At 38.5% G+C, this 19,758-nt stretch carries 23 protein-coding genes and 2 tRNA genes; 3 read left to right on the forward strand and 22 right to left on the reverse strand.

Annotated elements, in window-relative coordinates:
- Nucleotides 1-15: 15 nt before the first annotated feature.
- Nucleotides 16-777, reverse strand: a complete 762-nt coding sequence (locus AB8525_RS02060; RefSeq protein WP_369152191.1) for a hypothetical protein — start codon at nucleotides 775-777, stop codon at nucleotides 16-18.
- Nucleotides 778-835: 58 nt separating this feature from the next.
- Nucleotides 836-1,573: a ThiF family adenylyltransferase gene (locus tag AB8525_RS02065; protein ID WP_369152192.1), complete on the reverse strand. Its 738-nt coding sequence runs from the start codon at nucleotides 1,571-1,573 to the stop codon at nucleotides 836-838.
- A gap of 87 nt (nucleotides 1,574-1,660) precedes the next feature.
- Between AB8525_RS02065 and AB8525_RS02070 the strand changes: the two genes are divergently transcribed.
- Together AB8525_RS02070 and AB8525_RS02075 are read left to right on the forward strand one after the other, a co-directional pair.
- Nucleotides 1,661-1,813 (forward strand): hypothetical protein, encoded by a 153-nt coding sequence (locus tag AB8525_RS02070; protein WP_369178299.1) that lies wholly within the window; start codon nucleotides 1,661-1,663, stop codon nucleotides 1,811-1,813.
- A 222-nt stretch (nucleotides 1,814-2,035) separates the two neighbouring features.
- Nucleotides 2,036-2,506 (forward strand): hypothetical protein, encoded by a 471-nt coding sequence (locus AB8525_RS02075; RefSeq protein WP_369152196.1) that lies wholly within the window; start codon nucleotides 2,036-2,038, stop codon nucleotides 2,504-2,506.
- A 2-nt stretch (nucleotides 2,507-2,508) separates the two neighbouring features.
- Here AB8525_RS02075 and AB8525_RS02080 read toward each other — a convergent pair whose 3' ends face one another.
- From AB8525_RS02080 to AB8525_RS02140, 13 genes are all read right to left on the reverse strand, one after another.
- Nucleotides 2,509-2,787 (reverse strand): integration host factor subunit alpha, encoded by a 279-nt coding sequence (locus tag AB8525_RS02080; RefSeq protein WP_369152199.1) that lies wholly within the window; start codon nucleotides 2,785-2,787, stop codon nucleotides 2,509-2,511.
- Entirely contained in the window at nucleotides 2,787-5,150 is a 2,364-nt protein-coding gene (gene pheT / locus AB8525_RS02085) for a phenylalanine--tRNA ligase subunit beta (protein ID WP_369178301.1), read from the reverse strand. The genes AB8525_RS02080 and pheT overlap by 1 nt, the downstream gene beginning before the upstream one ends.
- A gap of 1 nt (nucleotide 5,151) precedes the next feature.
- Nucleotides 5,152-6,165, reverse strand: a complete 1,014-nt coding sequence (gene pheS, locus AB8525_RS02090) for a phenylalanine--tRNA ligase subunit alpha (RefSeq protein ID WP_369178992.1) — start codon at nucleotides 6,163-6,165, stop codon at nucleotides 5,152-5,154.
- 10 nt (nucleotides 6,166-6,175) lie between these two features.
- A complete protein-coding gene (locus AB8525_RS02095) occupies nucleotides 6,176-6,652 on the reverse strand; it encodes a hypothetical protein (RefSeq protein ID WP_369152204.1) in 477 nt (158 codons plus the stop codon).
- 26 nt (nucleotides 6,653-6,678) lie between these two features.
- Nucleotides 6,679-7,038 carry a 50S ribosomal protein L20 gene (gene rplT / locus AB8525_RS02100; protein WP_369152207.1) on the reverse strand — a complete coding sequence of 120 codons (360 nt, stop codon included), beginning with the start codon at nucleotides 7,036-7,038 and terminating at the stop codon, nucleotides 6,679-6,681.
- Between the two features lie 56 nt (nucleotides 7,039-7,094).
- Nucleotides 7,095-7,292 carry a 50S ribosomal protein L35 gene (rpmI, locus tag AB8525_RS02105; protein WP_071563888.1) on the reverse strand — a complete coding sequence of 66 codons (198 nt, stop codon included), beginning with the start codon at nucleotides 7,290-7,292 and terminating at the stop codon, nucleotides 7,095-7,097.
- Nucleotides 7,293-7,368: 76 nt separating this feature from the next.
- A complete protein-coding gene (gene infC, locus AB8525_RS02110) occupies nucleotides 7,369-7,899 on the reverse strand; it encodes a translation initiation factor IF-3 (RefSeq protein WP_369153041.1) in 531 nt (176 codons plus the stop codon).
- Entirely contained in the window at nucleotides 7,896-9,788 is a 1,893-nt protein-coding gene (thrS, locus tag AB8525_RS02115; protein WP_369178303.1) for a threonine--tRNA ligase, read from the reverse strand. The genes infC and thrS overlap by 4 nt, the downstream gene beginning before the upstream one ends.
- A gap of 161 nt (nucleotides 9,789-9,949) precedes the next feature.
- On the reverse strand, nucleotides 9,950-10,099 hold the full coding sequence (locus AB8525_RS02120) for a hypothetical protein (RefSeq protein ID WP_369150050.1): 150 nt from the start codon (nucleotides 10,097-10,099) through the stop codon (nucleotides 9,950-9,952).
- Nucleotides 10,100-10,224: 125 nt separating this feature from the next.
- Nucleotides 10,225-11,919, reverse strand: coding sequence for a single-stranded-DNA-specific exonuclease RecJ (recJ, locus tag AB8525_RS02125; RefSeq protein WP_369178305.1), 1,695 nt, complete (start codon nucleotides 11,917-11,919; stop codon nucleotides 10,225-10,227).
- Nucleotides 11,909-12,895: an NAD(P)/FAD-dependent oxidoreductase gene (locus AB8525_RS02130; protein ID WP_369178307.1), complete on the reverse strand. Its 987-nt coding sequence runs from the start codon at nucleotides 12,893-12,895 to the stop codon at nucleotides 11,909-11,911. The genes recJ and AB8525_RS02130 overlap by 11 nt, the downstream gene beginning before the upstream one ends.
- On the reverse strand, nucleotides 12,892-13,353 hold the full coding sequence (gene lspA, locus AB8525_RS02135) for a signal peptidase II (RefSeq protein WP_369178309.1): 462 nt from the start codon (nucleotides 13,351-13,353) through the stop codon (nucleotides 12,892-12,894). The genes AB8525_RS02130 and lspA overlap by 4 nt, the downstream gene beginning before the upstream one ends.
- Complete coding sequence (locus AB8525_RS02140) at nucleotides 13,350-14,810, reverse strand: hypothetical protein (RefSeq protein ID WP_369178310.1); 1,461 nt, start codon at nucleotides 14,808-14,810, stop codon at nucleotides 13,350-13,352. The genes lspA and AB8525_RS02140 overlap by 4 nt, the downstream gene beginning before the upstream one ends.
- 61 nt (nucleotides 14,811-14,871) lie before the next feature.
- On the opposite strand from AB8525_RS02140, the gene AB8525_RS02145 reads away from it, so the two are divergent.
- Nucleotides 14,872-15,654, forward strand: a complete 783-nt coding sequence (locus AB8525_RS02145; RefSeq protein ID WP_369152217.1) for an enoyl-ACP reductase — start codon at nucleotides 14,872-14,874, stop codon at nucleotides 15,652-15,654.
- Between the two features lie 54 nt (nucleotides 15,655-15,708).
- On the opposite strand, the gene AB8525_RS02150 is transcribed toward AB8525_RS02145, so the two are convergent.
- The 7 genes from AB8525_RS02150 to AB8525_RS02180 form a co-directional block, all read right to left on the reverse strand.
- Complete coding sequence (locus tag AB8525_RS02150; protein ID WP_369178312.1) at nucleotides 15,709-17,562, reverse strand: SurA N-terminal domain-containing protein; 1,854 nt, start codon at nucleotides 17,560-17,562, stop codon at nucleotides 15,709-15,711.
- A gap of 114 nt (nucleotides 17,563-17,676) precedes the next feature.
- Nucleotides 17,677-17,753 (reverse strand) — tRNA-Asp (locus AB8525_RS02155).
- Nucleotides 17,754-17,759: 6 nt separating this feature from the next.
- Nucleotides 17,760-17,835: transfer RNA gene (locus AB8525_RS02160), tRNA-Val, on the reverse strand.
- A gap of 84 nt (nucleotides 17,836-17,919) precedes the next feature.
- Nucleotides 17,920-18,441 (reverse strand): DsbE family thiol:disulfide interchange protein, encoded by a 522-nt coding sequence (locus AB8525_RS02165; protein ID WP_369178314.1) that lies wholly within the window; start codon nucleotides 18,439-18,441, stop codon nucleotides 17,920-17,922.
- Nucleotides 18,434-18,856, reverse strand: a complete 423-nt coding sequence (ccmE, locus tag AB8525_RS02170; protein ID WP_369178316.1) for a cytochrome c maturation protein CcmE — start codon at nucleotides 18,854-18,856, stop codon at nucleotides 18,434-18,436. The genes AB8525_RS02165 and ccmE overlap by 8 nt, the downstream gene beginning before the upstream one ends.
- The gene (gene ccmD / locus AB8525_RS02175) at nucleotides 18,853-19,011 is read right to left on the reverse strand and encodes a heme exporter protein CcmD (RefSeq protein WP_369152223.1); all 159 of its coding nucleotides are present in this window, start codon (nucleotides 19,009-19,011) and stop codon (nucleotides 18,853-18,855) included. The genes ccmE and ccmD overlap by 4 nt, the downstream gene beginning before the upstream one ends.
- A complete protein-coding gene (locus tag AB8525_RS02180; protein ID WP_369178318.1) occupies nucleotides 19,011-19,748 on the reverse strand; it encodes a heme ABC transporter permease in 738 nt (245 codons plus the stop codon). Before AB8525_RS02180 ends, ccmD begins: the two co-directional genes overlap by 1 nt.
- Nucleotides 19,749-19,758: the final 10 nt, after the last annotated feature.

The following is a 19,758-nucleotide window of genomic DNA, read 5'->3' on the forward strand; positions in this document are numbered from 1 at the left end:
CTTCGCCCTCTTTTATTATCTATAATAACAATAAACACCAAAAACCACTCTGTGTTTACCGCCCTGTTTTTCTTCTTTTTCTGAAATTGGTGTCGCTTTTTTAATCACTTTCTTTGATGCTACTTGCCATTGCTCTTTTGCTGATTCGCATAGCATTTTTGCACTATCGTCAAACACACCATCAATTTTAACAGCCTGTTCAAATAAAGTTTTATCCCCTTGCGTTAAAATACTATTTCCTGTCCATGCATGAGTGGCAAGATTGTCAGAAAAATCTTGAAACAAAACTGCTTTATCAGTAGGGTTATTATCCGCTTCAAATACAGTTAAGTGAATTTCATTACCGACTTTCCTAGCATGTCCTAAACGCACCAATTCATTTAAAATAGTTTTAGGTGATTTTTCTGTGGTAATGTTTTTTACCAAATCAACAAAATTGGCGTCGTCCTGTTTTGCGTAAGGAATGACTTTCTTTAAATCTTGTGTTATCCATGCAGCTATAATTTGTGCGGGCAAACTAATCCATTGTTTCGTTTGTTTTTTGTGTATGCTTTGTTTTTTATTTTGAGCAATATAACTTCTAGCAATATTGGTTGAGGCACTGATAGCCGCATCTGTTAACTTGTCTCCATTAGCACTAATAATAGCGCCCGCTTCATTGACAAACACTTTCTTTGATAGTGCATTAAACTCTTTGTAATTCACTCCTAATTTAATTGCCATACTAATAATAGGCGATAATATTTTGGATAAATTTTGTAAAAAATTAACTTTCATAGTTTAGTATTATACAGAGTGCTTAATCAGATATAAAGTTTTTATTTTACTATTTTTTTTAATGGCAAATTGAGCAATGCTTGTCTTTTTTAAGTTTAATTTTTCTAAATTTTAAATCTAATGCATCAACTATCATTAGCTGACCAACAAGTTGTTCGCCAAGATTTAAAATCACTTTAATAGCTTGTAATGCTTGTAAGGTGCCAAGTATGCCGGCAACAGGTGCAAGAATACCATTGTCAACACAGTTTTCATTATTATCACCAATAACAGGATACAAACATTGGTAGCAAGGTTGATTTTTTTCATAGCCTTTGAATACCGATAGTTGCCCTTCAAAACGGATGGTAGCTGCGGAAACTAAAGGGGTTTTATTGCTGACGCAAGATTGGTTGATTTTAAATCGGGTATCAAAATTATCAGTGCCATCGAGAACAATGTCGGCTTTTTGTACCCATTCATCAATATTATCTGCACTTAAGTTAGTGAGTGTAGTGATTTTAATATTGGGATTAATCGACGATAATGTTTCTTTAGCGGAAATCACTTTATCCTTACCGATATCGTCTGTGCTGTGAATAACTTGTCGTTGTAGATTGGATAATTCTACTTGATCAAAATCTGCCAAAATCAAATGTCCAACACCAGCGGAAGCAAGATACATCGCACTAGGTGAACCTAAACCACCCACACCGATTAAAAGTAGAGTTGAGTCTAATAGCGATTGCTGCCCTTCTATGCCTACTTCTGGCAGGATAATTTGTCGGGAATACCTGAGTAAGTCTTTGTCATTCATAGATTAAAATTATAATCTATTATCTAAAGAGGCGGTCTTATGTATCAAATTAGTTTTTATGTGTCAATAAGAAACCTTTGCATAAATATGAATAATCATCAAAACGCCATCTTTCATCAAATTACAAACTTTTTAAAAACACCCTTAGCCCTGCTAGGAGTGGATTTAAAAAATTTCCAATTTAATAAAATCTGTCATTTTGCTAATCATCCCTATTTATGCAAAGGTCTCAATAAATAGAAGTGGAAACTATTGCGAAACATAAAGTTGAGACACTATATGAAAGTGGCAAACTGAGTACTACATAAAGGTCATGGACTCAGCCCCATTCCCATCAACTCGGTGTACATACTATGATTAAATTGGAATATATATAAGATTAAATACACAAATTCATTAGATAAATCATAGCATAGATGGGATAATAACTCTTTTTACAAAAACGATACAAAAATTACAATCATGATTGCAAAACTTGTTAAATTCTTAAAAAATAACTATCCCGACAGTAATATCGATGATTATTTAGATGCTAAGTACATTCAATTAACAGGTACACAACTCAAACAAATTGCGGATGCATTGAATAGCGGTGAGTTAAAAACCAAATCTGCATCAAGTTGTAGCGCAGAACGATTTATTTTTAGTTTTGGTGAAACTGCTATTCTAGTGCAAAAAGATATTACCGATTCATCAGTTATTTATCAGGCAGAACTCTCATGGGAAACAGATTTCATGGCAATTCATTCAACCAGAAGCAAAGGGAAGGGTTTTTACTTTATCGCCTTTGAATTTGATGATGTGTATCAAGTCACGCTAAAAGATACAGACAAAAGACTGGAAGACCAAGTTAGGAATATTGAGCAAGATCAGGAAATGATTGATAAAGTAATGCCTGTTTTAAAAGGCTTTATGTCAGCCATTTCTGAGTAAATTTAGACAGTTGCTTTTTTCAGTTTAACGCCTGCTTTAAAAGTAACTACCGTTCTGGCTGAAATTATCGCTGCTTCGCCTGTTTTTGGATTTCTACCAGGGCGTGCGGCTTTACTTCTAATTACAAAATTACCAAAACCAGATAACTTAACATCTTCACCTTTGGCAAGTGTATCTTTGATAGTGTCAAAAAAACTATTGGTAACCAATAGCGCTTGAGCGTGGCTGATGTTGACTTTTTTCACCAATAAATTGGCGATGTCTTTTTTTGTAATTGACATTATCTTTGCACTGCTGAAAATTTATCATTCATCAAAGCCAATACTTCGTCAACTTTGCCATTTACTTCATCGTCACTCAAAGTACCTTCAAGTGATTGGTAGCTCAGACTAAAAGCAACACTTTTCTTGCCCAATTCGATGTTTTCACCTGCGTAAAGGTCAAATAAACTAACGCCGACAAAATTGGATTGTTGCAGTGCTTCAATGCTGTCCATTAACTCAGAAACAGGGATTGACTCATCCAATATCAGGGCAATATCGCGTTGTGCTTGTTGATACTGAGAAAATGCAGTATATTGGGCAATCTTGCCAGTTAAGACAGTATCTAAATCAATTTCAAACAAATAACACTTGGGTAATGACAATTCTTTTGCCACAACTGGCGATAATGCACCCATCCAACCGACCTGCTTGCCGTCTAATATAATCTGAGCCGTTTGCCCTTTTTGCAGGGCTGAATGTTCGCCTGCTACAAAGATAAATTTAGCACCTGTTAACGCCAAAATTGATTCTAAATCTGCCTTAACATCAAAGAAATCTACTGGGGTTGGCTCACCTGACCATTGTGCGTCAAAACGGTTTCCCGTAATAATACCCGCTAATTTATTGGATTGTTTACTGGCTTCAACACCTGCAAAACACAGACCAATTTCAAAAAATCTGGCATCGCTATGTCCACGCCTTTGGTTGGATTCAAGCGTTTGCAATAACCCTGCCCACAGCGATGAACGCATGGTAGAAAGTTCTGCTGAAATTGGGTTGCTTAATACAATTTTTTTAGCCTCTGGACTGATTAAATCATGGTATTTTTCTGAGATAAAACTGTAAGTAATCACCTCTTGATAGCCCCGCGCTACCAAGGATTGCATCACCTCATATTTATCAATTTGTGCCTCGGCAATCACATTGATATTGGCATCAAGCGATAACTTTTGCACGGGCAATTTATCATAGCCATACAATCTCGCCAATTCCTCAATCAAGTCTGCTGGAATGCGAATATCAAATCTAAAACTGGGTGGAGTAATACGCCACGAGTTGTTGCTTTGTTGATTAATCTCAAAACCCAAACTTTGAAATTTTTCTGTAATCCAATCACTGTCTAATTCAAAACCCAATACTTTCTGAATTTTCTCTTGGGTAATATTAATAGCAGGCAATTTTGGTAAAGCAGATTTATCAATACACGCCTTAACATCGCTTGCTTTCCCACCACAAATCTCAATAATTAACTGCGTGGCTCGGTCCATTGCTATCTCAGTAATGCCAAAATCCACACCGCGTTCAAAACGCAATGATGATTCAGTGTGCAAGCCATAATTCCTCGCCTTTCCTGCAATTGATACTGGCTCAAAAAATGCACTTTCTAACAGGATATTGTTTGTATTATTTAGTGTAGCGGAAGCCAACCCGCCCATCACTCCTGCAATTGCCAACACTGAATTGTCATCAGCAATCACCAAAGTATCATCTTTTAACTCAACTGTGGATTCATTGAGTAACTCAACTTTTTCCCCTGATTTGGCGTTTCTAACTTCGATAGCGCCTTGAACTTTGTCCGCATCAAAAGCGTGCATCGGCTGACCTAATTCCATCAATACAAAGTTAGTAATATCCACAACAGGCGAATGCAAAGATTGCCCTGAACGCATCAATTTATCTGCCATCCATTGTGGGGTTTGAACGCTATTATCAATACCTAAAATACTTCTAGTAAGATACTTTGGGCAGGCTATTGTGTTGCTAACGCTGGTGGCAATACTGGAGATGCCTTGCGATATTACTGCAAAATTCGGCAACTCAAAATCAATTAAGTAGTTGGCACTTACTTCGCGTGCCACGCCTAAAACTGAGAAACAATCACCACGATTTGGGGTGATGTCTAATTCAATAATATTGTCGTCTAAATTTAAATATTCCCTAATATTTTGACCAATCGGTGCGGCAGCATCTAACTCGCTGATACCCTCTGAATTATCTGCCATCCCAAGTTCGGATTCAGAACAAATCATACCAAATGACGCAACACCTCTCAATTTGGCTTTTTTAATTTTCAAACCGTTTGGCAATACAGCACCAACAATAGCAACAATCACTTTTAAATCAGTGCGAATATTCTTAGCACCGCAAATGATTTGCAGCATTTCACTCTCGCCAACATCAATCTGGCAAAGGCTTAACTTGTCTGCATCAGGATGTTTTTCGCAAGACAGCACATGCCCAACTACCACTTTTTCAAAATACGGGGCAACAGAGGTGATACCTTCCACTTCCAAACCTGCCATTGTTAATTGCTCAGCTAGCACTTCATCGCTCACCTTTGGGCTAATCCATTCACGCAACCATGTTGTTGAAATATTCATATCACTTAAATTGCTTTAGAAAGCGAATGTCATTTTCAAAGAAAAGACGCAAATCATTCACACCATAACGCAACATTGCCAAGCGTTCAACACCCATACCAAATGCCAATCCCGTGTATTCTTCACTGTCAATTTTGACCGAGTTTAGAACATTTGGATGCACAACACCGCAACCCAACACCTCCAACCAACCTGTTTTTTTGCAAACACGGCAACCCTCGCCACCACAAATCACACATTCAATATCTGCTTCCGCAGAGGGTTCAGTGAATGGAAAATATGAGGGGCGAAAACGCACTTTCAAGTCTTCTTTTTCAAAATAAGCACGCAGAAAATCAATTAACAAACCTTTAAGCTGTGCAAAGTTCGCATCTTTATCAACAATCAATCCCTCCACCTGATGAAACATTGGTGTATGGGTAATATCTGAATCACAACGATAAACCCGACCAGGGGCAATAATACGCAAGGGTGGTTTTTTATTTTCCATGGTGCGGATTTGCACGGGCGAAGTATGCGTTCTTAGCACAGAGCCTTCGTCAAAATAGAAGGTATCGTGCATCGCCCGCGCTGGATGATGCTTAGGAATATTAAGTGCCGTAAAATTGTGGAAATCATCCTCAATTTCAGGACCTGTTTCTACCTTAAAACCGTTCTTTGCAAATAGAGATTGAATGCGTTTCAGTGTAATAGTAACAGGGTGTAATCCACCCATTTCAACATTTCGACCTGGAAGAGAAACATCAATTTTCTCCTCCAATAAGCGTTTTTCTAACGCAATTGTTTCTAAGATATTTTTACGCTCAGTCAGCAAATCTTGCACACTAACCTTAGCCTGATTGATAATACCACCCATCTTAGGCCGTTCTTCTGCGCTCAACTTTCCAAGTCCTTTAAGTAAGACAGTTAACTCACCGCTCTTACCTAAGATTGAAACCCTTAAATTTTCAAGTTCCGCTAAGCTTTGTGCTTTTTCAATAGCACTTTTTGCCCCATCGAGAATTTTATCAACCACCGGCAACCAATTACTTGCGTGTCAAACGAACTGTGCCACTGCCATAAATAACAAAAACTTGATCACCTTTTCTAAGTCCTTGCTTATCTGTTTGTACAAAGGCTTTAATTTTCCCAGTGCTCAACTTAACTAAAAACTCAAACCCAGTTGCCTCTGTCATACTTTCTTCAGCAGCTCTGCCTGCCATCGCACCCAATAAACCACCTATAAGTGCAGCGGGTGCTTTGTCTCTTTCACCTCCTACTGTATTTGACGCAATTGCAGCGCCTAACAATGCGCCAGTACCTGACCCAAGCCCTTTAGAGCCTGATAATCTTACTGGTTTAATCGAAATAATCACCCCTTCTAGAACACTGGAAAGTTTACCGATTTCAACTGCAGCATAAGTGTTTGCACCTCGTGTATCTTCGGTGAAACGGTTCATTGATGACTGACAAGATGCTAAAAACATCACTGATAATACTAATAAAATGATTTTACTTTTCATGCTCAACCCTCTATTTTATTAAAAAACTACTTGCTTAATGCAACTTTTGCCTGCTCTGCAATCTGTGCAAATGCGGCTTTATCAAAAATCGCTATATCAGATAATACCTTACGATCGATTTCAATACCTGCTTTATTCATTCCATCAATCATTCTTGAATAACTCAAACCATTATTACGCGCTTCAGCGTTGATACGAACAATCCAAAGTCTGCGGAACAAACGACGCTTTTGGCGACGGTCACGATACGCATATTGACCTGCTTTAATAACCGCTTGCTTAGCAACACGATAGACTTTTGATCTCGCACCGTAATAGCCTTTGGCTTTCTTTAAAATTTTCTTGTGTTTTGCGTGTGCTTGCACACCTCTTGATACTCTTGCCATTTTCTTATACTCCTATTAATTAACTTTGAATTAAATTACCTTATATTAAAGTAGATTTAACTATATGGTAACATTTTACGAACCATTGGGACATCTGCCTTTTCGACTGTGTCTGGTGCGCGTAAACTGCGTTTTCTAGAAGTACTCTTTTTGGTCAAAATATGACGCAGGTGAGAATGTTTACATTTATAACCGCCACTGGCAGTCTTTTTGAAACGCTTTGCAGCGCCTCTATTGGTTTTTAACTTCGGCATAATTTTCTCCTTGTCCTCTTGGACATATAAGTTACTTCTTAATGAGTAACGGTTAAACAACTAAAATAAGCTTTGCTTATTTTTTCTTTGATTTGGGGGCCAGCATCATGCCTAGCTGGCGACCCTCCATCTTTGCCTTTTGTTCTACATTAGCAAATTCTTTTGTATCTTCTTCAATTCTATCTAACATTTGCATGCCCAATTCTTTGTGTTGCATTTCGCGTCCACGGAACCAAATACTAACTTTGACCTTATCGCCATTATCTAAAAACTTAACCAAATTCCTAAATTTAATTTGGTAATCACCCTCTTCTGTTCCAGGGCGATATTTAATGGTTTTAACAGTATTTTTCTTTTGTTTTTTCTTTTGGTCGCTCAGCTGCTTCTTTTGCTCATAGCGATATTTTCCAAAATCCATTACCTTACAAACAGGGGGTTCAGCATTTGGTGACACTTCTACTAAATCAAGTCCAGCACTTACTGCCATTTCTATTGCTTCTGATGTTTTTAACACACCAGCTTGCCCGCCCTTACTATCAATAACCCTCACTTCTGAAACTTTAATGTAGTTATTAATGCGTATTCTATTTGGTTTTTTAATAATTATTCCTCGTTTACTAATTTAACAAAATCTTCAATTGACATTGACCCAAGGTCATCACCGCCGCGTTTGCGAACAGAAATCTCGTTATTCTCTACTTCTTTATCGCCGACAACCAATAAATATGGAAATCTTTGCATAGAATGCTCGCGTATTTTAAAGCCTATCTTCTCATTCCGCAAGTCCGAAATCACTCTAAGTCCTTGTTTTTTTAATTTTTTCTCTATTTCAGCAACAAAATTAGCTTGTTTTTCAGAAATATTCAGAATAACTGCCTGAATCGGTGCAAGCCAAGAAGGGAACGCACCTTCATAATGCTCAATCAAAACACCAACAAATCGCTCTAATGAACCAACAATAGCACGGTGTAACATTACGGGTGTTTGCTTTGAACCGTCTTCTGCAATAAACGATGCATCCAATCGTTCTGGCATAGAAAAATCAACCTGCAAAGTGCCACACTGCCATTCTCTATCTAAGCAATCTTTCAATATAAATTCAATTTTAGGCCCATAAAATGCACCTTCGCCCTCTTGCAACTCCCATTTAATCCCTTTAACATCTAACGCTTCAGCGAGTGCTGCTTCTGCCTTGTCCCAAACTTCATCAGACCCCACTCGCTTTTCAGGACGGGTAGATAATTTAAGTTCAACATTATCAAAGCCAAAATGCTCGTAAACCTTAAAAGTTAAATCAATAAATTCTGATACTTCTGCTTGAATTTGCTCACTACTACAAAAAATATGTCCGTCATCCTGCACAAAATTACGCACTCGCATAATACCATGTAAAGTCCCTGAAGGCTCATTACGATGACAAGAGCCAAACTCTGCCAAACGCAATGGCAAATCACGATATGACTTCAAACCCTGGTTAAAAATCTGAATATGTGCTGGGCAATTCATTGGCTTTACCGCATAATCACGATTTTCGCTACTGGTAGTGAACATTGCATCACCAAATTTATCCCAATGTCCTGATTTTTCCCACAACGACCTATCAATTAACTGAGGTGTGTGCACTTCTTTGTAGTCATTATCTCTAAAAACACTACGCATATATTGCTCAACAATTTGATACAAAGTCCAGCCTTTTTCATGCCAAAAAACCATGCCTGGCGCTTCTTCTTGCATATGAAATAAATTTTGCGTTTTGCCGATTTTACGATGATCACGCCTTAAAGCTTCTTCTAATCTATGTAAGTGCGTTGCTAAATCTTCTTTATTCGCCCAAGCCGTACCATATACGCGTTGTAACATCTCATTGTTAGAATCACCACGCCAATAAGCACCTGCCAATTTCATTAATTTAAAAGCCTTAAGTTTTGCCGTTGATGGCACATGTGGACCCCGACATAAATCGGTAAAATCGCCCTGCGTATAAAGTGATAAAGTTTGATCAGCGGGAATAGACTCAATAATCTCTGCTTTATAATGCTCACCTTTATCTTTGAAAAATGCCACTGCTTCATCACGCGACATCTCACTGCGTTCAATTTTAAGGTTCTGTTTAACCAGTTTATTCATATTTTTTTCAATCTTGGCTAAATCACCTTCTGAAAAACCATTTTTATACGCAAAATCATAAAAGAAACCATTATCAATCACCGGTCCAATAGTCACTTGAGCACTTGGATACAACATTTGTGTGGCTTGTGCCAAAAGGTGTGCCGTTGAATGACGAATGATTTCCAATCCTTCTTCATCTTTATCGGTGACAATCGACAAAGTGCTGTCCGCCTCAATGATATACGACGCGTCCACTAACTCGTCATTCACCTTGCCCGCAAGCGTTGCTTTGGCTAAACCAGAGCCAATTGATTTGGCAACTTCAAAAATGCTAACCGCTTGGTCAAAGGATTTTTCAGTTCCGTCTGGTAAGGTAATAATCGGCATGGAGTAATTTTGAAAAAATAAAAGGGTGTATTTTACCTTATTTTTGCGTCTAAGTTTATCAGCTCACCACAACACTAAATTGGGTTTCTATCCAAAAATTTATTTTCAAACTAATAAGTGAATAGACTTTTAAATTGGAAATTTTTCTAAAAAAAAATATGCTAATAGAGACCTTTGCATAAATAGGGATGATTAGCAAAATGACAGATTTTATTAAATTGGAAATTTTTTAAATCCACTCCTAGCAGGGCTAAGGGTGTTTTTAAAAAGTTTGTAATTTGATGAAAGATGGCGTTTTGATGATTATTCATATTTATGCAAAGGTCTCTAATAGTGTTTGTGTATTCTGTTTGGGTTTTTGCATTTGAATGTAAGTCAGCCCTTAAAATATTGTGCAGGGTCTCCTTTTATCTTTTACTACATATTGATTATACTGCTAAATAGGACTAACCTGCTCAACCATCAATTGCAAAGAAACACTGCCACGCCATTCATTGATAGAAAGTTTGTAGGCGATTGTTACTTGTTTAGTGCTGATGGGGGCTTGAAAAAAAGCGATGGCATCATAAAGCGTGCTGGTATTTGTGAGTTTTAGGCGACATTTTAGGTGTTTTTCGCCGACTACTCTTTGCTCAACGATGTCAAAATCGCCGTGGAAAATGGGTTCTTCGAAACCTTGACCCCAGGGACCAGAGTGGGCAATTAGTTGAGCATTGTTGAGGGAGATGTCGGCGGATTCAAGAATGCCATCGGTGGATAATTCCATTTTAGGGATTTGATTATTAAGATGTGCTTGGATGGCGTTTGCAAATTCTTGTTGGAATTGGGCGAAATTTTCTGGTTTGATGCTGAGTCCTGCCGCCATGGCGTGGCCGCCGAATTTCAGGATTAAATCGGGGTATTTTCTATCGACTAAGTCTAATAAATCTTTAATGTGGACGCTGGGAATGGAGCGAATGGAGCCTTTTAAGTTGTCGCCTGATTGTGCAAATACGACGACTGGGCAGTGATAATCTTCTTTGAGTTTGCCTGCGACGATTCCGACAATGCCTTCGTGCCAAGATTTATCAAATAGGCAAATGGCAAATTTTCCTGCTTGATTGTCTTGTGCATCAATCACCGCTTGTGCTTCTTCTTGCATTTGTTCTTGCGTTGCCCTGCGTTTTTGGTTGAAGGCTTCTAATTCATTGGCATAGCGTCTAGCATCGTTCATATCGTCTGTTAATAGGCATTTGATGCCACGGGAAATGTCGCTTAAACGCCCTGCTGCATTTAAACGCGGGCCGACGGCAAAGCCGAGGTCTGATGCTTGCAGGGTTTCTGCTTTACGATTAGCAACTTCTAGTAGTGCTAGGATACCTGGGGCGCATTGTTTGTTGCGAATGCGTTTGATGCCTTCGGCGACGAGGATGCGATTATTTTGGTCAAGTTTTACCACATCGGCTACTGTGCCGAGTGCGACCAAGTCTAGCACGGTGCGTAAATCGGGGATGGGGATGTGGTGGTTGGCAAAATAACCATTGGTTTGTAAGTGTGTTTTTAACGCAGAACAGAGGTAAAAAATCACGCCTACACCGGCAAGATTTTTACTTAAAAATTCACAGTTTTTAAGATTGGGATTGATAATGGCATTTGCCTCAGGCAGTGAATCGCTGGGTAGATGATGATCGGTAATAATGACTTCGATGCCTGATTGTTGTGCCAATTTCGCGCCGTCAAAACTTGAGATGCCGTTATCTACTGTGATAATTAAGTCGGGTTGTTTTGCTTGAATGGACAATTTAACGATTTCAGGGCTTAATCCATAGCCGTGTTCAAAGCGATTTGGCACTAAGAAATCCACATATTTAGCTCCCATTAATCGCAGTGATTTAACTGCAACAACTGATGCTGTCGCTCCATCGCAGTCAAAATCGCCAACGACTAAAATGCGTTTTTGTTCAAGCAATGCTTGTTCAAGCAGCTTGATAGCAGCATCTAGTTGTGCAAATTTAGGTTTTAAAAGCTCAGTCAACCCCAGCGATAGTTGGGTTTCTGTTACGCCACGCGCAGCATAAATTTTCTTTAAAAACAGAGGGATGTCATCTGAATAAGATGCCAATAATGTTGTGTCTATCGCTCTAGTTAGCATGGTTAATTAACGCCAATAATCTTTCAGCACTCTCAGGTGCCATATTTAATCCATTGCGAAGATGCCCAGTATTAAGATATAAACCTTCTAGTTTCTCATATTTTTTAATCATCACCCCCGATTTGCTCGCTGGTCTAAAACCTGACCAGTGATGTTCAATGCTTGCACCTCGTAATGCTGTAAATCGGCTACTGGCAAATTCGAGCAATTCAACGCCTACTTGCTTATTTAGACTTCTATCAAAGCCCACATTTTCTGTAGTAGAGCCAATCAAAATACGCCCATCTTTCCTAGGAATAAGGTATCTGCCCTTATCCAAAACAATATGCTCAAGTACCCCAGGCTTGGATTTAATCACAATCATCTGCCCCTTGACTGGATACACTTCGTTTTTAATATCCAGCAAAGCAGAACTCCAAGCACCGCCGCAAATAATGCTATTGTCGCCATAATAATTTTTATGCTCAGTTTTAACCCCAAGCACCTTGTCCTTTTCGACAATTAATTCCTCAACTTTGCTAAATTCAACGATTTCAACCCCGCGTTTTAAAATATCGCTTTTAAGTGCTTTCAATAATCTCGGATTCCGCACTTGTGCCACCGCTGTAAACAATGCCCCTTGCGGATGTTTCTCAGCATTGACTTTATGTACTGCCATCCAATCAATGGCTTCATACCTGTCATATTCGTCCATCATCAATAACCCCGAACGGATATATTCAGTATCAATCCCCGTATCTGCAAATAAAGTAGCACATAATTCTTCATAGACCGCCTGAGATGCCATACTCAACTCATTCACCACATCGCTATACATCCACGGATACAATGGGCTGATAATACCGCCCCCTGCCCATGATGATTCTTTGCCACAAGCGCGTTGCTCAATCAAAGTTACTGTTGCACCTGATATCGCCAATGCACGGGCACTCATCATGCCGATAACGCCACCACCAATGATTAAACAATCACTCACGATTTTTTAAACTCTGAGAACAATAGCACTGCCACACCGAGACTAATCGCAATATCTGCTACATTAAACACCGGCCAATAAAAATCTTGGTAATGTAAATCAATAAAATCAATGACGAAACCATAAGCCGTTCTGTCAATCAAATTACCTACAGCCCCTGACAAAACAAAACTTAATCCAAGCAGTTCAAATCTTTGAGTCAATGCTGTTTTTTTCATCCAAATAATCAGGGCAATACTCGCCACAAAAGACAGGGAAATAAAGAAATATTGCTGCCAGCCACCTTGGTCTGCTAAAAAACTGAAAGCAGCACCGTAGTTTCGCACATAGTGCCAACTAAAATACTCAGTAACCACAATAGTGCTTTGAAATTCCATTGTGTTTACAACCAAAATTTTGCTCAATTGATCAAGAAAAATCAAAGCAATTGTAAGGCTATAATATTTATTCAAAGTCATACTTTATTTGGATTGTATTTAACAATAACAATGATTGGAATGACGAAACTTGAAACCACTACCACCCACAACAAATCACCCAACTGTGAGTAATCTTGTGTAACAGTAACCACGCCATCAGTAACAACCTCACGACTAACAACAAAGATTTTGTTCAAATATTTGGTCAATAAACCGCCTGCTGATAAGGCAATATTCATCAAACTTGCCATTAACGCAAACCAAGTGCCTTTTTTGCCTTCAGGGGCATAAATTGCCACCAAAGTTAGCATTAACACTTGGGCAATATAATCAAACGGCGAAGCCAATGCTGTATCTACCAATGCCACTGTTCTGGCTTCAACGCCAAGCAGCGTATGCACATCATAATACATCGCTACAATCGGCAAAGACAATAAAGTGCCAATAATAGTTAAGAATATCAATACCTCGCCAATATTGCGTTTGACAATAAATTTAGTACTCAACCACATTCCTGCCAAGGCAATACCGCCACCAATCGCTGACAATTTGGCAAAAAATGACTCATCAAAGCCCAGCACATCAATCTGCCACCATTGTAAACCTGCGCCAACTGAAGGCATTGCCCGATAAATAAAAATAACAATCATTGCCATTTTAATATGACGAATGACATCCTCATTCAAATCACTAATCAAATCATTGAGTAAATACAACACAATACCGAGCGAAACCACAAACACAATTTCTTGTGAATAAGGCACTTGCGCATACCCCATAATCACCACAAATACCGCAAAAATTAAACCACCGAATAAAACTTGTTTATTAATTTCAGACACTGGCACAGGGTTAAGACGCACCAAACCGACCCCAAGAATTGACAATAACGGTATAAATAAGGCAATAATAAATACCGTTTCTCGTTCATCTTTAAAAACATCCGCCAACTCGCCGCCAATCCAACCCGTAACAAAAATCGCCAACCCTAATGATAAACGAGCCAATACTTGAATACTGGCTAATTCTTGATGAATTTCCTCTTTAGATTGACTCTTATCCACCACCTCAGTGCTCATCGTATCGGCTACCACATCTTGCATAACAAAACCAACCACGGCAATCACACTGGCAAAAATATACACACTTTTTTTAGAAAATTCTGCCACAATTGGATAATCCCCCACCACGGCAATCATCATTAGCGAACTGATGGTAATCAGCAACGCACCAATATAAACATAAGATTTTCGATTAGAGCCAAAAATCAGCACACTGTCAACCAGTGAACCAAAAATCATTTTCACCGTCCACGGCACCATCAGCCATATTCCCAACTCCGCCAAATCCGCCGCACTCATATCCAGCGAATCTTTCACCCAAAAGTTTGCAGCAATAGCAGTAAAAACACTACTTCCGTAAGCAAAATATACCAATAACAATGGCACATAGCGTAAACGCATGGCTTTAATCGGTATGAGTAAAATATCCAACATAAGGTATTTGTTGATAAAATTCTCTATTATAATTTGTTTATTTTACTAAGGTAATAATATTATGGGATTTTTAACAGGAAAAAAGGCATTAATCGTAGGCGTTGCCTCTAACCGCTCAATTGCGTGGGGAATTGCCGAGGCAATGGCAAAACAAGGGTGTGAAATTGCACTCACTTATCAAAATGAAAAACTCAAAAAACGCGTGGACAAGTGTGCCGTAGTTTGTAATTCTGATATTGTTATTCCTTGTGATGTAGGCACTGACGCTGGCATTGAAGAATCGTTCAGAGAACTTAAAAAACACTGGGATAATTTTGATATTGTTGTTCATTCTGTTGCCTTTGCCCCACGAGAAGCGTTAGACGGCAATTATATTGAAGCCACTACGCGTGAAAACTTTGCCACTGCTCACGATATTAGCTCTTACAGTTTCACTGCATTAGCCAAGGCTGCAAGTCCTATGTTAAATGAAAATAGTGCATTATTAACCGTTAGTTATTTAGGGGCAATTCGTGCTATTCCTAACTACAATGTGATGGGTGTCGCAAAAGCGTCACTTGAAGCTAATGTGCGTTATATGGCAGCAGCAATGGGACCTTTAAAGGGCATTCGTGTTAATGCCGTATCCGCAGGGCCAATCAAGACATTGGCAGCATCAGGCATTAAAGACTTCGGCAAGTTATTGGACTATGCAGCAGATTCATCCGCCCTTAAACGCAATGTTACCACCGAAGAAGTGGGTAACGCTGCTGCATTCTTATGCTCTGATTTAGCCTCTGGTATCACAGGGGAAATTACTTACATTGACTCAGGCTACAATTTTTATGACAAAGGTCCTGAGTAATAAACACAGAATGCCAAAACTAAAAAACCCTGCATTTGCAGGGTTTTTTATTGCCTATAAATTATTTGCAAAGATTTCTATATCTGTGCCTTTACGCAATGTAGCCAAAATACTTCTGAATACTTCATCAACTTCAAAACTGAGTAACACATTCATCAAGGTAGCATTAGGGGGGTTATCAGGTGCTTTGACTGCTGATAACTTCAATACAACAACTTCTTGCGGGGCTATGCTTCTTGCAGCGTAGGTTACACTTTTGCTCGCACTTGGCTTTGGCAAAGTAAACACGCTGTTGACAATATTGATATTGACTTTGACTTTCTTAACATCTCTACCAACCCAACCCATTTTTTTCCATTTAAGATTGTATTTTTCAATTAACTTTTCTGCCGCTTTGGTATCACCTTCATCTAATGCAATTGCAATTTTATTGGCAATATCATTAATAAATTTTTTCGCTAATAAACCTGTTAAATGTTGAGTAATTTCAGCTTTTACCTCCTTAAAGTCTTTTTGTCTTTGGGCAATTTTGTTGTTAATTCTCAATACCACTAACTTGTCTTTACCTAATTCAATTGGCTCAGAGTTTTCACCTTTATTTAGCACAGCATCGCTATAAGCTGCTGCTATAAACTTGGCATCATAATTTTTGCTGTTTTGTGGGAAAAATACAGAAGTTTTAAGTTTTAAATCCATTTGTGCTGCCACTTCTTCTAAACTCGCTTCATAAGCCAAATTGCTAAAATTGTCGGTTAATTTATATACCAATTTTTGTGCAGCACGCTCCGTATAAAGCTTGGTTAATTCATCACGCACTTCCTCAAATGGCTTAACTGCACTTGCTTTAATCTCGGTCAATTTAATAATATGATAACCAAAATCTGTCTTCACTGGCACACTCACTTCACCTACTTTCATACTGAACACCTTGCTCTCAAATTCAGGCACCATCACACCCAGACCAAAGAAACCCAAATCACCTCCATTGTCTTTTGAACCTGTATCTATTGAATGCTTTATTGCTAATTCAGTAAAATCACCTCCTGCTTTAATTTCTGCAACAATGCTATCTGCTAATATTTTGCTCTCAACCAAAATATGCTGTGCTTTGCGTTCTTCCTCCGTGGTAAAACGCACAGATTCGTCTTCATAAAAATTAAACAATTCGTCTTCACTTACTTCAATATTTTTAGCCACTTGCTTAAATGACAATTCCACGAAATCTACTTTTACTTTTTGCGGCTCAAAAAATGCTTTTTTTTGTGATTCATAAAATTCTTTAACACTTTTAGAATTTACCTTGACATTCTTAGAATGCTCTTTAACACTCAACAAAATATAGCTAAACTGACGCTTTTGGTCGTTCAACAATTGCACACGCTTCAAAGCTGATGGAGTAATAAATGCAGAATCCAAAAAGTTATATTTAATTTGATTTTGCGTCAATTCATTAGTTTGCAACGCTTCATACTCCACATCGGAAAAACCACTCAACCTCAGCAATTGCCTATATCTATCAACAGAAAATTTACCATCAACTTTAAACACATCGTTGCTTTGAATGAACACCTGCAACTCGTGTTGTGTCGTTGCATAACCTAATTGCTCTGCCAATTGCTCTAACAAATGCCTATTAATCATCGAATTGATGGTTTGCATTTTTACTGCTTGGTTAACTTCGGCAGTATAACTCTTTCCTAATTCCTGTTGTAAGCGTCTTTTTTGCAGTTCAAATTCTGACAAAAAGGTTTCTTTGGAAATATCATCACTGCCAATTGTAGCAACCACAACATTTGATGTGCCTGTAAAGTATTCACTAACACCAAACAAAGCGAACGGAACAACAATAAGTGCAATGATGACATAAGCAACCCAACCTTTGATTTTTTCTTTGATAGAACTTAGCATAGTTTACATTTCATGAAATTTTAAAGTGCTAAATTATAAACGAAAACCTTACCTGCATTATAGTCAGATTTTTTATTAGGCAAAAAAAAACCCACCGTGAGGTGGGTTCAAAAATGGCGGAGCGGACGGGATTCGAACCCGCGACGTCCTGCGTGACAGGCAGGCACTCTAACCAGCTGAGCTACCGCTCCATTTTTTGGTGGGCGCTACAAGACTTGAACTTGTGACCCTCGCCTTGTAAGGGCGATGCTCTACCAACTGAGCTAAGCGCCCAAAAAATGTACATCAGTGCTTAATCAAGCACCGGCATATTATACTTAATAAAAAAATAAACTATCAACCAATTTTAGAAAGAAATTATTTTTGTAGTTTATCAATCAATGGCAACATTTGCTTTTGCCAAATCTGTGGAGTAATCTCACCAATACGCTTGAATTGAATTACCCCATCTTTGTCAACAATAAAAGTCTCAGGCGTAGCATATACACCAAGCTCTAAACCGAGTTTCCCCTTGTCATCAAAGACAATAAAATCAAATGGGTTGCCTAATATTTCTAAAAAACGCTTACCTTCTTTTTTGGTGTCTTTATAGTTAACACCTACCATTTGCACACTACTGACTTTGGCGATTTTTTTCAACATTTGGTGCTCTGCTCTGCAAGTCACACACCAAGACGCCCACACATTAACTAATGAAACCTTATTTTTTAATCGACTTTGTAGTTGATATTTTTCCCTTGTTTGAAAATCTTCTACTTCAAGATTTGGGAAAGCTTTGCCGATTAAAGGTGAGGGTAATTTTTTAGTATCACGCCCCAAACCATTATACAAAAACCACGCCAAAACCACAAAAATAACCAAAGGTAAAAACTTACCCATTATTTTTTGCCTTTTTTAACGCGTCAGCCACTTCGGGTGGCATATAGTTTTCATCGTGTTTTGCTAGAACTTCCGTTGCTACAAAAATATCCCCTTTTAAAGAGCCTGTAGTAATAATACCTTGCCCCTCTCTGAATAAGTCAGGCAAGATACCTGTATATTGAATGGTGAAAGATTTTTTGTTGTCCGTTACTTTGAAAGTAGATTTTAAATCTTCTCGTTTGAAACTGCCCACAGCCACCAAACCACCCAAACGGAAACTTTTGCCAACTGGTGCTTTACCTTCTGCCACTTCTGTTGGTGAATAAAAATAATTGGTATTGCTGCCCAAGGCTTGTAATAAAAGCGTTACTGCCAATATTGCACCGGCAACCAACACTGCCACTAACACCATTCTATTTTGTCTTTTTGTCATTTTTTTTCACCTCTTGCGTATTTAATGCGTAATTGCGTAACCACCCGTTTGTGATTTACCTTAGTGCTGATAAATAAAAACCCCACTATGGCAAAAGTGAGCAAATAAGATACCCATATATATATCATGTACTTATCAAATAATAAAAATCCCATTATAATTTATCCTTAATAAGGGTTTTTACCCAGCCAGAATTTTGCTCTCTCACTAACACCTCATTACGGGCACGCATTAGCACCAATGCACCGTATAAAAACTTAAAAGCAAAACTAATCAACATTAATGCAATAAACATATCAATTTGCATAGACACCTTGGTCACGCTCACTGATGAGCCCTGATGCAGACTGTTCCACCATTCAACTGAATAATAAATAATGGGAATATTCACCAATCCCACAATCGCCAAAATGGCAGAGGCTTTATTGGCAGTTTTAGGATTGTCAAAAGCATTATTCAGCGACATATAGGCCAAATATAAAAACAACAAGATAAGTTCCGAAGTGAGTCGTGCATCCCAGACCCACCAAGTGCCCCACATCGGTTTCCCCCAAATACTGCCTGTGATTAACGCCAACAGCGTAAAAGCCGCGCCAATCGGTGCAGATACTTTTGCCACCACAAAGGCGAGTTTTATTTGCCAAATTAAACCAATTGCTCCTGCCGTTGCCATTACTACATAAATAAATAAACTCATCCAGGCAGCAGGCACATGCACATACATAATACGCACACTCTCGCCTTGCTGATAATCGGCTGGGGAAACCACCAAAGCCCAATATAACCCTGCCAATGACAAAGTAACAAATGGAATCATCATCCAAGGAATGATTTTCGCACTACTTTGATAAAAATTTTGCGGTGAGGCAAATGCTTGTATCCATTTCCACATAATTATTCAT

Source organism: Candidatus Thiodubiliella endoseptemdiera, from assembly GCF_964212635.1.
In the GTDB taxonomy this organism is placed as follows: Bacteria; Pseudomonadota; Gammaproteobacteria; order PS1; family Pseudothioglobaceae; genus Thiodubiliella; species Thiodubiliella endoseptemdiera.

Excerpts from the sequence above, each read along its gene's own strand:
- AB8525_RS02060 (WP_369152191.1), bottom strand. The coding sequence starts at position 777 with ATGAAAGTTAATTTTTTACAAAATTTATCCAAAATATTATCGCCTATT.
- AB8525_RS02065 (WP_369152192.1), bottom strand. The coding sequence starts at position 1,573 with ATGAATGACAAAGACTTACTCAGGTATTCCCGACAAATTATCCTGCCA.
- AB8525_RS02070 (WP_369178299.1), top strand. The coding sequence starts at position 1,661 with ATGAATAATCATCAAAACGCCATCTTTCATCAAATTACAAACTTTTTA.
- AB8525_RS02075 (WP_369152196.1), top strand. The coding sequence starts at position 2,036 with ATGATTGCAAAACTTGTTAAATTCTTAAAAAATAACTATCCCGACAGT.
- AB8525_RS02080 (WP_369152199.1), bottom strand. The coding sequence starts at position 2,787 with ATGTCAATTACAAAAAAAGACATCGCCAATTTATTGGTGAAAAAAGTC.
- pheT (WP_369178301.1), bottom strand. The coding sequence starts at position 5,150 with ATGAATATTTCAACAACATGGTTGCGTGAATGGATTAGCCCAAAGGTG.
- AB8525_RS02095 (WP_369152204.1), bottom strand. The coding sequence starts at position 6,652 with ATGAAAAGTAAAATCATTTTATTAGTATTATCAGTGATGTTTTTAGCA.
- rplT (WP_369152207.1), bottom strand. The coding sequence starts at position 7,038 with ATGGCAAGAGTATCAAGAGGTGTGCAAGCACACGCAAAACACAAGAAA.
- rpmI (WP_071563888.1), bottom strand. The coding sequence starts at position 7,292 with ATGCCGAAGTTAAAAACCAATAGAGGCGCTGCAAAGCGTTTCAAAAAG.
- thrS (WP_369178303.1), bottom strand. The coding sequence starts at position 9,788 with ATGCCGATTATTACCTTACCAGACGGAACTGAAAAATCCTTTGACCAA.
- AB8525_RS02120 (WP_369150050.1), bottom strand. The coding sequence starts at position 10,099 with ATGAATAATCATCAAAACGCCATCTTTCATCAAATTACAAACTTTTTA.
- recJ (WP_369178305.1), bottom strand. The coding sequence starts at position 11,919 with ATGCTAACTAGAGCGATAGACACAACATTATTGGCATCTTATTCAGAT.
- lspA (WP_369178309.1), bottom strand. The coding sequence starts at position 13,353 with ATGACTTTGAATAAATATTATAGCCTTACAATTGCTTTGATTTTTCTT.
- AB8525_RS02140 (WP_369178310.1), bottom strand. The coding sequence starts at position 14,810 with ATGTTGGATATTTTACTCATACCGATTAAAGCCATGCGTTTACGCTAT.
- AB8525_RS02145 (WP_369152217.1), top strand. The coding sequence starts at position 14,872 with ATGGGATTTTTAACAGGAAAAAAGGCATTAATCGTAGGCGTTGCCTCT.
- AB8525_RS02150 (WP_369178312.1), bottom strand. The coding sequence starts at position 17,562 with ATGCTAAGTTCTATCAAAGAAAAAATCAAAGGTTGGGTTGCTTATGTC.
- AB8525_RS02165 (WP_369178314.1), bottom strand. The coding sequence starts at position 18,441 with ATGGGTAAGTTTTTACCTTTGGTTATTTTTGTGGTTTTGGCGTGGTTT.
- ccmE (WP_369178316.1), bottom strand. The coding sequence starts at position 18,856 with ATGACAAAAAGACAAAATAGAATGGTGTTAGTGGCAGTGTTGGTTGCC.
- ccmD (WP_369152223.1), bottom strand. The coding sequence starts at position 19,011 with ATGGGATTTTTATTATTTGATAAGTACATGATATATATATGGGTATCT.
- AB8525_RS02180 (WP_369178318.1), bottom strand. The coding sequence starts at position 19,748 with ATGTGGAAATGGATACAAGCATTTGCCTCACCGCAAAATTTTTATCAA.